At 65.0% G+C, this 13,386-nt stretch carries 16 protein-coding genes; 8 read left to right on the top strand and 8 right to left on the bottom strand.

Annotation, left to right across the window (positions count from 1 at the left end):
* Nucleotides 1-18 precede the first annotated feature (18 nt).
* Nucleotides 19-705, bottom strand: a complete 687-nt coding sequence (locus tag ACVWZT_RS23065; RefSeq protein WP_457471621.1) for a GNAT family N-acetyltransferase — start codon at nt 703-705, stop codon at nt 19-21.
* Nucleotides 706-786: 81 nt separating this feature from the next.
* The gene (argC, locus tag ACVWZT_RS23060; RefSeq protein ID WP_457471619.1) at nt 787-1,728 is read right to left on the bottom strand and encodes an N-acetyl-gamma-glutamyl-phosphate reductase; all 942 of its coding nucleotides are present in this window, start codon (nt 1,726-1,728) and stop codon (nt 787-789) included.
* Between the two features lie 112 nt (nt 1,729-1,840).
* On the opposite strand from argC, the gene ACVWZT_RS23055 reads away from it, so the two are divergent.
* Complete coding sequence (locus ACVWZT_RS23055; protein ID WP_457471618.1) at nt 1,841-2,722, top strand: LysR family transcriptional regulator; 882 nt, start codon at nt 1,841-1,843, stop codon at nt 2,720-2,722.
* Between the two features lie 22 nt (nt 2,723-2,744).
* Here ACVWZT_RS23055 and ACVWZT_RS23050 read toward each other — a convergent pair whose 3' ends face one another.
* Together ACVWZT_RS23050 and ACVWZT_RS23045 are read right to left on the bottom strand one after the other, a co-directional pair.
* Nucleotides 2,745-2,951 carry a tautomerase family protein gene (locus ACVWZT_RS23050; RefSeq protein ID WP_457471616.1) on the bottom strand — a complete coding sequence of 69 codons (207 nt, stop codon included), beginning with the start codon at nt 2,949-2,951 and terminating at the stop codon, nt 2,745-2,747.
* Between the two features lie 18 nt (nt 2,952-2,969).
* Complete coding sequence (locus ACVWZT_RS23045) at nt 2,970-3,704, bottom strand: SDR family NAD(P)-dependent oxidoreductase (RefSeq protein WP_457471614.1); 735 nt, start codon at nt 3,702-3,704, stop codon at nt 2,970-2,972.
* Nucleotides 3,705-3,828: 124 nt separating this feature from the next.
* Here ACVWZT_RS23045 and ACVWZT_RS23040 point away from each other — a divergent pair, with 124 nt between their 5' ends.
* Both ACVWZT_RS23040 and ACVWZT_RS23035 read left to right on the top strand, forming a co-directional pair.
* Nucleotides 3,829-4,749, top strand: coding sequence for a LysR substrate-binding domain-containing protein (locus ACVWZT_RS23040; protein WP_457471612.1), 921 nt, complete (start codon nt 3,829-3,831; stop codon nt 4,747-4,749).
* A gap of 94 nt (nt 4,750-4,843) precedes the next feature.
* The gene (locus tag ACVWZT_RS23035; RefSeq protein ID WP_296231987.1) at nt 4,844-5,116 is read left to right on the top strand and encodes a hypothetical protein; all 273 of its coding nucleotides are present in this window, start codon (nt 4,844-4,846) and stop codon (nt 5,114-5,116) included.
* Between the two features lie 127 nt (nt 5,117-5,243).
* On the opposite strand, the gene ACVWZT_RS23030 is transcribed toward ACVWZT_RS23035, so the two are convergent.
* A complete protein-coding gene (locus tag ACVWZT_RS23030; protein WP_457471610.1) occupies nt 5,244-5,894 on the bottom strand; it encodes a TIGR04211 family SH3 domain-containing protein in 651 nt (216 codons plus the stop codon).
* Between the two features lie 226 nt (nt 5,895-6,120).
* On the opposite strand from ACVWZT_RS23030, the gene ACVWZT_RS23025 reads away from it, so the two are divergent.
* Nucleotides 6,121-6,606 (top strand): VOC family protein, encoded by a 486-nt coding sequence (locus tag ACVWZT_RS23025; protein ID WP_457471608.1) that lies wholly within the window; start codon nt 6,121-6,123, stop codon nt 6,604-6,606.
* A 105-nt stretch (nt 6,607-6,711) separates the two neighbouring features.
* On the opposite strand, the gene ACVWZT_RS23020 is transcribed toward ACVWZT_RS23025, so the two are convergent.
* Nucleotides 6,712-8,460, bottom strand: a complete 1,749-nt coding sequence (locus tag ACVWZT_RS23020) for a BCCT family transporter (protein WP_296231991.1) — start codon at nt 8,458-8,460, stop codon at nt 6,712-6,714.
* A gap of 314 nt (nt 8,461-8,774) precedes the next feature.
* Here ACVWZT_RS23020 and ACVWZT_RS23015 point away from each other — a divergent pair, with 314 nt between their 5' ends.
* The 4 genes from ACVWZT_RS23015 to ACVWZT_RS23000 all read left to right on the top strand — a co-directional run bounded on the left by ACVWZT_RS23015 (nt 8,775) and on the right by ACVWZT_RS23000 (nt 10,960).
* The gene (locus ACVWZT_RS23015) at nt 8,775-9,092 is read left to right on the top strand and encodes a hypothetical protein (RefSeq protein ID WP_457471606.1); all 318 of its coding nucleotides are present in this window, start codon (nt 8,775-8,777) and stop codon (nt 9,090-9,092) included.
* Between the two features lie 8 nt (nt 9,093-9,100).
* Nucleotides 9,101-9,301 (top strand): DUF1289 domain-containing protein, encoded by a 201-nt coding sequence (locus ACVWZT_RS23010; protein WP_457471604.1) that lies wholly within the window; start codon nt 9,101-9,103, stop codon nt 9,299-9,301.
* Nucleotides 9,302-9,355: 54 nt separating this feature from the next.
* The gene (locus ACVWZT_RS23005; RefSeq protein ID WP_457471603.1) at nt 9,356-9,997 is read left to right on the top strand and encodes a LysE family translocator; all 642 of its coding nucleotides are present in this window, start codon (nt 9,356-9,358) and stop codon (nt 9,995-9,997) included.
* 171 nt (nt 9,998-10,168) lie between these two features.
* Entirely contained in the window at nt 10,169-10,960 is a 792-nt protein-coding gene (locus ACVWZT_RS23000; protein ID WP_296231998.1) for a substrate-binding periplasmic protein, read from the top strand.
* Between the two features lie 13 nt (nt 10,961-10,973).
* Here ACVWZT_RS23000 and ACVWZT_RS22995 read toward each other — a convergent pair whose 3' ends face one another.
* Nucleotides 10,974-11,993 (bottom strand): XdhC family protein, encoded by a 1,020-nt coding sequence (locus tag ACVWZT_RS22995; RefSeq protein ID WP_457471601.1) that lies wholly within the window; start codon nt 11,991-11,993, stop codon nt 10,974-10,976.
* 44 nt (nt 11,994-12,037) lie between these two features.
* The gene (locus tag ACVWZT_RS22990; protein ID WP_457471599.1) at nt 12,038-13,381 is read right to left on the bottom strand and encodes a c-type cytochrome; all 1,344 of its coding nucleotides are present in this window, start codon (nt 13,379-13,381) and stop codon (nt 12,038-12,040) included.
* Nucleotides 13,382-13,386 lie beyond the last annotated feature (5 nt).

Raw genomic sequence — 13,386 nt, 5'->3', positions numbered from 1 at the left:
CGCGAAGAAGCCCGTGGCTCAGTGCACGGTATTGCGCTGGCGCACACACGCCTGGGCCTGAGCGGTCAGCTCATCCAGCCGCTCATCCCGCTGCTGTTCCGCTGCGAGCATGGCATCCTCGCCCTGCTGGTTGAGCAGGTAGGTATGAATCTGCATCACTTCGGCCGTCTGGTAGATCGGCGCGATATCCAGCCGCCCGATCAATGCGCCACTGGCCCGCCCGGTGCTGCTCATCAGCACTTGCGGGCCATTGGCGGCCACCACCTGCATGCCCATGGCCTCGAACCACGGCACCTGGCTGGCGAAGGCATTCAGCTCGACGCAGGCATGGCGCGCCTGCAGGTCGGCCAACAGGGCGCGGGCAATGCCCTGGCGACGCTGACTGGGGTGCACGGCCAGGAACGCCAGCGCGCACACCTGCTCGTCGTCCTCGGCTGGCAGCGACAGGGCAAAACCCAGCAGCTGGTCCGGTGTCTCGGCATCCAGCGCCAGGGTCAGCGCCACGTGCAGGCCGCGGGTGCCGTCCAGCGCTTGCAGGTACTGGTGCACCTCCATGCCGACGCCGTATTGGTACAGCGGATACAGCGGATTGTCGGCGCTGATGGCGACGCTGCTCAGTTGGCCGACATGGTGGATCACCAGTTCGCGGATCTGGTTCTGGAAGGATTCGGGCGGCACGCTGTCAAGGCGGCTCAGGATGAACATCGGGGGGCGGGCTCCGGCGGCGGTTGGATAGACGGCTCGCGCCGTGTCGGCGCGGGCTATCAGTCTAACCGGTTTTGCCCATCAGCCTTGTAGCTGCAAGGCACCGAGCATCAGGTCGAGGTTCTGCACTGCTGCGCCAGACGCGCCTTTGCCGAGGTTGTCGAACACGGCGGTCAACAATACCTGGCCATGTTCGGGGTTGGCGAACAGTGCCAGGCGCAGGTCATTGCTGTCGTTCAAGGCTTCCGGGTCCAGCGTTGGCGCTGCACCGTGCTGATGCAGGGGCATGACCTGGACGTGCCGGGCGCCTTGGTAATGCTGCTCCAGGCAAGCCTGCAGCTGCGCGGCGCTGACCTGGCCGGGCAGCAGGCGCAACTGCAGCGGGATGCTCAGCACGATACCCTGGCGGTAGGCCGCGTAACCGGGCAGGAACATTGGCCGTGCCGACAGTCCGGCATGCCGCTGGATCTCCGGCACGTGCTTGTGCGCCAGCTCCAGGCCATACAGTTGCAGGGTCGCAGGCTTGTCGATGCCGGGCTGTTCATGCCGTTCGACCGCATTGCGGCCACCACCGGAATAGCCGGAGATGGCGTGGATATTCAGCGGGTAATCCGCTGGCAGCAGGCCCGCCTTGACCAATGGTCGCAGCAGGGCGATCGCGCCGGTGGGGTAACAGCCGGGGTTGCTGACGCGCTTGCTGTGGGCGATGCGTTCGGCTTGCTGCTCGTCGAGTTCAGGCAGGCCATAGACCCAGCCAGGGGCCGTGCGGTGCGCAGAGCTTGCGTCGATCACCCGCACCTGCGGGTTGACGATCGTCGCCACTGCTTCGCGCGCGGCATCGTCGGGCAGGCACAGCAGGGCGATGTCGGCGCTGTTGATCGCTTCGCGGCGACGTTGCGGGTCTTTGCGTTCGGCGTCCGGCAGGGTCAACAGGCTCAGGTCGCGGCGGCCTTGCAAGCGCGCATGGATCTGCAGGCCGGTGGTGCCTTGGTCACCGTCGATGAAAACAACAGGAGTTCGCATGGTCAGCGTCCGATCGGGAGGGGATGACCTATGCTCGCTTGTGGTGGAGATAAAGAAAATTTGAATATCATGACGGCAATATTCAGATTTCCTGAACCAGAAGACACTTGATATGCGCGAAATCAGCCTCGACCGCCTGCGCACGCTGGTGGTGATCGTCGACCTGGGCTCGTTTGCCGAGGCCGCTCGCCAGCTCAACCTGGCGCCGCCGACCATCAGCTTGCACGTGGCCGAGCTGGAGGCGCGCATCGGCGCACCGTTGCTCACCCGTGCCCGCACTCAGGTGCGCCCGACCGCCATCGGCGAAACCCTGCTGGCCCGCGCTAGACGCCTGCTGGCCGATGCCGACCAGGCGCTGGATGAAGTGCGCCGGCAGGTCGAGGGGCTGACCGGCAGGGTGCGCCTGGGCGCCTCGACCGGTGCCATTGCCCACCTGCTGCCGCAGGCGCTGGAGCATTTGCGTGCCGCGCACCCGGGGATCGATGTGCAAGTACAGGTGCTGACCTCGCAGGCATCGCTGGCCCGCTTGCGCGAGGGCACCCTGGATATCGGCCTGGTCGCCTTGCCGCAGGTGGCCGGCAAAGGGCTTGAGGTCACCCCTTGGCGGCGCGACCCGATCCTGGCCTATGTGCCGGCCGACTGGCAGCCGCCGGCCAAAGTCACGCCGGCCTGGCTGGCGCAGCGGGCGTTGATCCTCAACGACAGCAGTACGCAGCTGTCGCGGGTAACCGGCGAGTGGTTCGCGGCGGCAGGGTTCTACCCCGAAGCACGGATCGAGCTGAACTATAACGATGCCATCAAGAGCCTGGTCGGGGCCGGATACGGGGCGACCTTGCTGCCGCAGGAGGGGGAGGTGGCCGAACTGGATCGGCGCATCGTCCGCCGACCGCTGCGTCCGGGGCTGTGGCGGCAATTGGGCATCGCCTGCCGTGAAGGGCAGGTGGAGCGAGCCACCGGGCATGTGCTACAGGCATTGCAGCGGTTGCGGCAGTAGGGCTGCACGGCAGCCCCAGGTTTCACCCCCGTTCTCGCGCTCGTAGCGCAGTCACCGTCTCGCCAGCTACCCCCCAGTTATCAGTCGGCACGTCCTCGATCACCACGAAAGTACTGGCCGGCGGCTTGCCCAGCACCTGCTGCAGCATGCGCGTGGTCTGTTCGATCAGCTGGCGCTTGTGTTCGGCGCTCACCCCTTCATCGGTCACGCGAATATGGACATACGGCATGGTTGTTCGCGCCTCCGTTCAGTGCCAGGTGCCAGCGGTGCCACCGCCGTCCACCGGCAGGATGACACCGCTGACGAAACGTGAATCCGCCAGGTACAGCACGGCGTCCACCACATCCTGCGGCGAGCCGGTGCGGCCACTGGGTGACAGCGCGCCCATCCCCTGCATGTTGCCACCGTGCAGCGGCGTGTCGATGATCCCGGGCGCTACGGCGTTGACCTGCACGCCGCTGGCCGCCAGCTCCAGTGCCAGGCCTTTGACCGCCTGGTTCAGGCCGCCCTTGACCAGCACCGGCAGCAGGGCCGGCACACGGGTGTCTGGTTGCAGGGCGATGGAGGCGGTGATGGCGATGATCTTGCCATGCCCCTGGCGGGTCATGATCCGCGCCGCTTCCTGGGCCGGGTAGAAGAACCCCTTGAGGTTGGTGCCGACCAGGGCGTCGACATCCGCCGCGCTGTACTCCGTGGCCGGTTTGGCAATGAAGATGCCAGCGTTGTTGATCAGCAGGTCGACACCGCCGAAGGCTTGCTCGGCGCGGGCGAACAGGCGCTGTGCGGTGTCTGGCTCGGCGATGTCGCCGGCTACGCCGATGAAACGCGAAGGGTGGCCGAGGCGGGCAGCAGCCTGCTCCAGGCGGGCCTGGCTGCGAGCGTTGCCGATCACGTTGTCGCCGCGTTCGAGGAAGGCCTCGGCGAGGGCGAAGCCCAGGCCGCTGGAGGCCCCGGTGATGATGACGGTGCGTGCGGTGTGCATGTGGCGGATCTCCAGTGAAGTGAGCCATGAGCTCGGTGTGGAGACACTCTAGGCCGTTACCGAAACTTGAAAAATGAGGCGCAAGGCATTTCAATCGATACACCATGTAATCAATCGAGCCGCCATGACCCGCCATTTCGATGACCTTCAACTGGGCAGCCTGGAGCTGTTCTGCCTGGCTGCCGACCGCGGCAGTTTCAGCGCGGCGGCCACCGAGGCTGGCGTTACGCCGGCGGCGGTCAGCCGCAGCGTGGCACGCCTGGAGGAACGCCTGGGTGTGCGCCTGTTTGTCCGCACCACCCGGCAGATGCGCCTGTCTGCTGCGGGGCAGGCCTATTACCAGCACTGTCGGCAGGCGCTGGGGCAACTGGTCGAGGCCGAGCGTCAGGTCGCGGGTGGTCAGGCCGAGCCGAGCGGCCGCTTGCGCATCAGCGCGCCCACGCCTTATGCCCACCACCGTTTGCTGCCGCTGCTGCCGCGGTTCCGCCAGCGCTACCCACGCGTGCAGGTGGACGTGCATGTCAGCAACCGCAACGTCGACTTTGCCGAGGAACCGTTCGACCTGGCCATTCGTGGCCGTGAGCCGGCTGATTCACGCCTGGTGGCGCGCCGCCTGGAGGAGGCCGAGCTGGTGGTGGTGGGCACGCCGGGCTACCTTGCCCGCGCCGGCACGCCGCAGACGCTGCATGACCTGCTGCAGCACGACTGCATCCAGTTCGAGATGCCGAGCAGCGGCCGTCGCCCGCCCTGGACCTTTCGCCAGGACGGGGGCCTGGTAGAAATCGACACCCAGGGCGCGTTCACCTGCCTCGGTGACTTCCTCGCTACCGCTACGCTGGTGCGCCATGGCGGCGGGTTGATGCAGGCTTACCGGTTTACCGTGCAGGATGCCCTGGCCAGTGGCGAGTTGGTGGAGGTGCTGAGCGAGTATGGCGGGACCTCCCGGCCCTTCATGTTGCTCTACCCTCAGGCCCGCTACATGCCGTTGCGGGTGCGGGTGTTCATCGACTTCCTGTTCGCCGAAGCAGGCTTGCCGGCAGGCTGAAGGGCTGTACGGCCGGCGAGGACGTTCTATGCTTTTCGCTGCGTCGGGTTGAATGAAGCCCGACGGACCTTATGGTTTTTCAGGAGAATGCTCCATGAGCCTTTCGAAATGCATCCCTCTGCTGGTGATTGCCTCCGTCCTCAGTTTTGCCGCCCACGCAGACCCGTCGAGCAACTGCGCGGCCAAGATCAAGGAGCTTGAAGACATCAACAAATCCGACGGTCAGGCCCTGCACGGTGGCATGGCGCATGACTATCACGAGCTGTTGAAACAGGCCAAGGAGGGGCAGGCTGCAGGCGACATGACCAAGTGCCAGGCCTCGGCTGACCGTGCCAAGACCATCTACAACAAGGCGCGCAGCAGGTAGCGGCTGCCGATGGCAGCCTCTTCGCAGCTAAACCCGCATCCACAGGATTGCCACCCGATCCAGGACTGCTGCAATACCTGTGGCAGCGGGTTTCCCGGCGAAGAGGCCGGCGCAGGATGGGGCCTACTCAGAACCAGCGGTCATTCTTCTTGCGCCCACGGGTCAGCGCCGGCAGGATCAGCCCCGCCAGCAGGCCCGCGCCGGCAATGCTGCCGCCATACACCATGTAGCGCATCATCACCTGCTTGTTCTCGTCACCCAGGCGGGCCTTGGTGTCGCGCAGGTCCGACTGGCTCTGGTCCAGTTGCTCGCTCAACACCTGGTTGCGCGCCTGCAGTTCGTCGATCAGCTTCTTCCGCGAATCGAGCGTTTCCTGCATGCCCTGTACGCGATTCTTCCAGCTGTCGTCGATGGTTTTCAGTTGCCCGGTCAGGTCCGCGACCTGGGCGTCGAGCTGCGGCAGGCGCTCGCCCTGGCCTGGTACCGCTTGCAGGTCGCTGCTGAGAATCCACACGAGATCGCCATTCTGGCCTCGCACCTGGCTGTAGTTGCCCTGGGTGCCGATCAGGGTCAGTTTCTGCCCGGACTTGAGGGTGCCGACGATGCGGTGGCCGTCGGTCGGGCCGCTGCGCACGTAGGTGCTCAGGTTGTCGCTGACCCAGCGTGCATCGCTGGCGGGCTCTTCGGCGTGCACCGGTGCGGCAAGGGCCACCAGGGTGGCGATCAGGCCGCTGCGCAGGGCAGTGAGGGCGGAAGCAGTTGGGCGGGAATCGGGCATGTTGGTCTTCGCTGAAACAGGACAAAAGTAGGCCCGGTGACCTGGGCCGATGAACCGGTCGGTGAGTTGACCGCCAGCGAAAGACCGCTTTTTTGTCAGCAGGTTCACCACCTGATATCGGAAATGTCTGCAGAATGTTGCTGAGACCGCCACCATGCCAGGTATGGCGCCGTGATTGCCAAGACGGGCTAGACTCAACTGTTCACCTCTTTCATGGAGCAATACCATGACTGCCAAGAACACCATTTGCCTCTGGTACGACAACGATGCCGAGGCGGCGGCGAACTTCTACGCCCGCATCTTTCCCGATACCCGGGTGACTGCGGTGCACAGGGCGCCGGGCGATTACCCGTCGGGCAAGCAGGACGATGTGATCACGGTCGAATTCACCGTCATGGGCCTACCCTGCGTGGGGCTCAATGGCGGCAAGGCTTTCACCCATTGCGAGGCGTTTTCGTTCCAGGTCAGTACCAAGGACCAGGCCGAGACTGACCGTTATTGGCATGCCATTGTCGATAATGGCGGCGAAGCCAGCGTTTGCGGCTGGTGCAAGGATCGATGGGGTATTTCCTGGCAGATCACCCCACGCATCCTGATCGAAGCCATCGGCCACCCGGATCGTGCGGCGGCCAAGCGCGCGTTCGACGCCATGATGCAGATGGGCAAGATCGACGTGGCCAGGATCGAGGCTGCGCTGAAGGGGGTGAGCTGAGGGTCGGCAGCAGCGCGTGTGAGAGCGGGGCCACCGGCGAACAGCGGCGAAGCCGGTGCCACATGCCGGATTTTCTGCCGGATACCCGCTCCCACGCAGGCCGCATCAGGTTTCGGACACTTCGCTTGCCGCCACGGTTGCCTTGCTGGACGCCTTTTTCTCCTGTACCACGATATAGAACTCCTCGCCGTGCTTGACCGCACCATACAACACGGCCTTTTCGATCAGTTCGTTGCCACGCAGGTGGCGCAGCATCATCGGGTCCTTGCGCAGGTCGCGGTACAGCGCCAGGCACAACAGCGCCATCACCACCACGAATGGCAGGGCCACGACGATGGTCAGGTTCTGCAGCCCGGTCAGGGCCTCGCCGGGCGCGCGCGGGTCGCCGATGGCCAGCATGATTGCCGCCACCGTACCGGTCAGCGCACCCCAGAAGATCACCGTGCGCCGCGATGGCGTGGTAGTGCCGTGCTCCGACAGCGTGCCCATGACCAGCGAGGCGGCGTCGGCACCCGAGACGAAGAAGATGCCTACCAGGACCATCACCAGCACCGAGGTCGCCGACGCCAGCGGGTAGCTGTCCAGCAGCTGGTACAACGCATGGTTACTGTTGACTGCACCATTGGCCAGCTGGAAGGCGCCTTCGCGCAGGGCCTCGATGCCCGCGCCGCCGAAGATGGTGAACCACACCAGGCTGACCAGGCTCGGTACCAGCAATACGCCGGTAACGAACTGGCGGATGGTGCGCCCGCGGCTGATACGGGCAATGAACATGCCGACGAAGGGCGTCCAGGAGATCCACCAGGCCCAGTAGAACACGGTCCAGCCGGCCAGCCAGCTGTTCATCTGCTCACCGCCGCTGGCGTTGGTGCGGGCCATCATTTCCGGCAGCATCTTTATGTAGATGCCGATCGAAGTGGGCAGCAGGTTGAGCATCAGCAAGGTCGGGCCGACCATGAACACGAATGCCGCCAGCACCAGTGCCAGTACCATGTTGGTGTTGGACAGCCACTGGATACCCTTGCCGATGCCCGAGACCGCCGAAGTGACGAAGGCAATGGTCAGCAGGGTGATGACCGAGATATAGAACAGCTTGCCGGGGCTTTCGATCCAGCCGTTGTATTCCAGGCCGCCAGCGATCTGCAGGGCACCCAGGCCCAGTGAAGCGGCCGAGCCGAACAACGTGGCGAAGATCGCCATCATGTCGATCAGGCGGCCCAGCGGGCCGTTGGCATGCTTGCCGATCAGCGGCCGGAAGGCCGCGGAAATCAGCTGCGAGCGGCCCCGGCGGAAGGTGCCGTAGGCAATCACCAGGCCGACGATGGCGTACATGGCCCAGGGGTGCAGGGTCCAGTGGAACAGCGTGGTAGCCATGGCCACCTGCATCGCTTCGCTCGATTGGCCGCTGGCCGACCCTGGCGGTGGTGACACATAGTGCGACAGGGGCTCGGCAACGCCGAAGAACATCAGGCCGATACCCATGCCGGCGCTGAACATCATCGCCACCCAGGACACTGTGCGGAATTCAGGCTGCTCACCGTCACGCCCCAGCGGAACCCGGCCGTAGCGGCTGGCGGCCAGCCACAGCACGAACACCACGAACAGGGTGGACGTCAGCACGAAGAACCAGCCGAAGTTGAGAATGACCCAGGATTGCGCGCTGGAGGCACTGCTGGCCAGGCTGGCCTGGTTGAGGAAGCCCCAGAGGACGAAAGCGATTGCCAGCAGGCTGGTGAAGCCGAAGACGATCCAGTCGAGCTTGCCCTCGAAATGCCGGTCCTGGCGCGCTTCTGCGGTTTTCGAGGGGTCCGTCACGCCAAGGTCGAGCGTTTCGGTGATGTGTTCCTTTGCCATGTATGTTGGGGCCCTTTTTCTGGCTTACCTGCTGGCGCAGGCTTGTTGTGTGTGGGCTACCGAGCTGGACATTGCCTCGGCGGGAAACTGCTGGCGCGATTATCCTGCGCAGGAAATGCCGACACCTGTCCCGATAGCGCCGTGGGGCGTCCATTACGCGACCTGGCAAATATTTTTAGTTCTGAGGGCGGATGGCCCTTTCTGCCCCGCGTTCTGGTACCCTGAAGGGCATTACCCGGGCCCGCACATACGAGCACCGTAGAAGCGTTGCTGCTTGCGGGCCTGGCCGTACCAGGAAACGGAGATTCGTCAACATGGCCACTGACCGTGTGAGCCTGATTCATTTCGATAAATTGAGCATGAGCCCTGCCGCTGCCGACCGGTTCCAGAAAGCCCTCGACGCGCTGGAAGCGCTCAAGCTGCAGGACCGTTACGTGTACCTCATCGCTCCTTATCTGGGTGATATCGCCGACGCCTCCGACCACGAGCAACTGGACACCGCCCTGAAGCAGGGCCAGCGTGTGGTCGATGAGTTGCTGAAAGCGAGGTCGGTCAGCAAGGTCAAGGCCGAGGACGTACGCCAGGTGTTCCAGGGCGCCGCCGCACAGGCGCGCGCAGCCATGCCTGGCTAAGTGGCAGCATGGCCAAAGACATCGACAACCCTTGCGTCTCGCTGTGCCAGCTCAATAGCGAGTTATGCATGAGCTGTGGCCGCACCCGCGACGAAATCCGCAAATGGCGGGGCATGAAACGCCCCGAGAAGATGGCCACCGTGCAGCGGTCGGCCACGCGCATGAAAGCTATCGCCAAGAAGGCGGCCAAGCGGCAGAATGCCGACTGAACCTGCGTATCCTGCACGCTGCCCTTCCTGTTTTTGTCGTCTGACGAGCCTGAAATGGATTCTCACTCGCTGTTAGCCTTTACCCTGGTCGCGGCCATCGCGATCGCCAGCCCTGGCCCTGCCACCCTGATGGCTATCAACAACAGCCTTGCCCACGGCCAGCGCAGCGCCATCTGGTCGTCGCTGGGCAATGGCTCGGGCCTGTTCTGCCTGTCGGCTGCAGCCATGCTCGGGCTTGGCGCACTGCTGGCCAGTTCTGAAATGCTCTTCAATGCCGTGAAGGTCCTGGGCGCCGGCTACCTGTTCTACCTGGGGGCGCGGCAGTTGCTGAAAACCAGCCCGATGCTGGCACAGGGTGGCGCAGAGGGGGCGGCCAAGGTGCGGCCCACGCCGCTGAAGTTGTACAAGTCGGCGTTCTTCACGGCAGTCACCAACCCCAAGGCGACCATGTTCTTTACCGCGCTGTTCCCCCAGTTCATCGACCAGGGCGCGGCGTTGCTGCCCCAGTTCCTGGTACTGACCGGGATTTTCGTCGCGTTGTCGCTGGTTTCGCTGAGCCTGTATGCCGCACTGGCGGCACGTGCCAAGGGTGTACTCACTCGGCCGTCGCTTTCGCGCTGGGTAAGCCGGGTGGTGGGCACCACCTTTATCGGCTTTGGCGCGGCGATCCTGGCGATGCGACGGCAAGGGGCCTGAAGTACGTGTGATGTGCGAGCAACTCCCGGGCTTCTATACACCTATTCTGGCCGGCAGCGTTTTGCCGGCCTGTGGCGTGCCGGGCGATAGACGGCCAGCCTGTTGCCCGCCAGTGGTCCAGACTGTCCATGACGTGCACAGCGGGTTGCTGCCGCCGACCGAGGGTAGTCGATGATCGAGCGTTGCTTTCGCCACGCCTTGCGGCTGTTGCCGTGCCTGTGGCTGCTGCCCATGGCGGCGGTAGCAGACGAAGCGTGCCGGCGGCTGACAGCCACCGGCAATGCCGAATACCCGCCCTACCTGTGGCGTGACCCGCAGAACCCCCGGCAACTGATCGGTGCCAATGCCGACCTGCTGAAGTACCTGGGCAAGCAGCTGGGGCTGGACATCGAAGTGATTTACGGCGGGCCATGGTCGCGCGCGCAGGAAGAAGTGCGTAGTGGCCGTATCGACCTGATGGCCGGGTATTTCCTGACCCAGGCCCGCCAACAGCAGATGGATTTCATCTACCCGCCATTCCTGCATACCCCGAGCGTGGTCTGGGTGCGCCAGGACAATATCTTCGCCTACCGGCAATGGGCCGATCTCAAAGGCCGCAAGGGCGGCACGCTGGTCAGCAACAGCCATGGCCAGCAGTTCGACGACTATGCCAGGGCCAACCTCACCCTCGAAGCTGTACCGGGGGCCAGGCAGGCGTTCGAGAAGCTGCTGCACAAGCGCAGCGATTACGTGGTGTATGAACAGTATCCCGGCATGGCGCTGGTGCGCAGCCTGGGTATCGCGGGGACGGTACAGGTGCTGGCGCCGCCGATTTCCAGCGAAGGGCTGTACCTGGCGATGTCGCATCACTCGCCCTGCAACCAGCCGCGTTTGCGTGAAGCGCTGGCGCGGGAGATGGAAAAGGTCGTTGCCGGGGCGCTGCCCGAGCAGTTGCTGCAACAGAGCCTGGAGCGCTGGCAGTAACCGCCTGCGGCTCCTACAGCGACCGCGCCAGCTGTTCGGCCTCCTTGGCCCGGGTCACGCTTAGCGCACCGGGCAGGCTGACGGCGTTCTTCGCAGCGAGGAGCTCGGCCATCACGCTGACGGCGATCTCCGCCGGTGTCTTGCTGCCGATATAGATACCGATAGGGCCGTGCAGACGCTGCAGCGATGCTTCGCTTTCGCCGAAGTGTTCGATCAGGCGCTCACGGCGCAGCTGGCTATTGCGCCGCGAGCCAATGGCACCGATGTAGAACGCCGGGCTGTGCAAGGCTTCGAGCAGCGCCAGGTCGTCCAGCTTGGGGTCGTGGCTGACCGCGACGATGGCGCTGCGCAGGTCCGGGGCAAAGGCGCGCACGACGTCGTCCGGCATACCGGTCAGGCGGGTGACGCCGGCGACATTCCAACCGGCCGTGTACTCCGGGCGCGGGTCGCACAGGGAAACACTGAAGCCGTTGAACAGGGCCATGGTCGCCAGGTATTCGGCCAGCGCACCGGCACCGATCAGCAGCAAGCGGTAGCCCGGGCCGAGGGTGTTGCACAGGCGCTGGCCATCGAAGCTGAACAGCTCGGGCGTGCGGGTGGCGGTGAGGCTGGCTTGGCCGCTACGCAGGTCGAGGTCGCGGCGCACCAGATTGCCGCTGTCGAGGCCGGCCAGCAGCTGTTCCAGCTGTGGCAGCGATGGGGCGAACTCCAGCACCAGTTCCAGGGTGCCGCCGCAGGGCAGGCCGAAACGGTGGGCGTCGTCGGCGCTGACGCCATAGCGCACCAGCTGCGGCAGGCCCTCAGGCATTCCGGGGCCACCATGGGCGCTGGTGTAGCGCTGGATGAGGTCGTCTTCGATACAGCCGCCGGAGACACTGCCGACTACCCGGCCATCGTTGCGCAGGGCCATCATCGAGCCCACCGGGCGCGGTGAGGAGCCCCAGGTGCGCGCGACCGTGGCGAGCAGGGCACGGTGACCGGCGGCGAGCCAGTCGCGGGTGGTGCGCAGCACCAGCAGATCGATGCTTTCCATGGTTACTCCGCTAAACCTGATGTTCAAGGGCCGCCAGAGGCATCTCAGCGCATATGCAGGATGATCGGGCTGCTGCTGGCCGGGCCGGTATGCCCACGCAGCTTACCTACCGCCTGTGCACTCACTGCACCGCCCTGATTGCCCCAGGCTGTGCGCACGAAGCTCAGCACTGCGGCAATTTCCTCATTGCTCAACTGTTCGCGGAACGCTGGCATGCGATAGGCATCCGGCAAGCCCGCCGTGACCACCCGCTGCGAACCGTTGAGGGTGATGTTGATCGCCGAAGCGTCTTCCTTGGCCAGTGCCGAGGTGGCTCCAGCCAAGGGTGGCATCCACTCGACCTGGCCCTTGCCATCCAGGCCGTGGCACGACGCGCAACGGGTCACATAGGTATGTGCCCCGGGGCTGTCAAGCCGCATTGCCGTCGATTGGGCCTGGTACTGCCACGGTGGGCCGTCGCGTTGCGGATCGCCAGGCAGCGACTTCAGGTAATGCGCGATCGCTGCCAGGTCCGTGTCGCTCATGAATTGCGTGGAGTTGTTGAAGGCCTCGGTCATCGAACCGAATACCACGGCGTGGCGGTTGCGCCCGGTCTTGAGGAATTGCGCTATTTCCGCTTCGCTCCAGCGCCCCAGCCCGGTGTTGTGGTCTGCGCGCAAGCTCGGTGCGTACCAGCCATCGAGGAGGGCGCCGGCGAGGAACGGCTTGCCACTGTCATCCAGGGCCTTCTCGTTGAAAGCCAGGCCGCGCGGAGTGTGACAGCTGCCGCAGTGGCCAGGGCCCTGGACCAGGTAGGCGCCGCGGTTCCATTGTGCATCCTTGCCTGGCTGGTCTGCGTACGGCGTGCTGGTGGCGAACAGGCCGTTCCACACGGCGATGGGCCAACGCAGGTTCAGCGGCCAGGGAATGTCGCCGGGCTGGTTGGCCTGCGCTGCCGGTTGCACGCCGAGCATGAAGAAGGCATACAGCGCCTTGACATCGTCATCGCCAAGCCTGGCGTAGGACGGGTAGGGCATCGCCGGGTACAACCGCCGGCCGTCGGGCGTGACGCCATGGCGCACGGCGCGGTCGAAGTCGGCCAGGCTGTAGCGACCGATGCCGTTGTCGAGGTCGGGGGTGATATTGGTGGCATGAATGGCGCCCAGCGGGGTGGCCATTTTCAGCCCGCCGGCGAACGGTTTGCCGTCCGGCACGCTGTGGCAGGCTACGCAGTCGCTGAGCCGGGCCACGTACTCGCCACGGCTGACCAGCGCCGGGTCGGCGGCCGTGGCCTGTTCGCCGGTAAACGGCGAAACGGGCTCGCGGGTGACATACCAGGCCAGCAGGCCTGCCGCGACCAGGCATGGCACCGCCAGCCAGCCAGCGGTTCTTGCGAAACGATGGGTCATGGTGC

The sequence above is a fragment of the Pseudomonas sp. TE21394 genome, from assembly GCF_054057835.1.
Note: the sequence above shows the minus strand (reverse complement) of the source record. Positions and strands in the feature narration are given on the sequence as shown.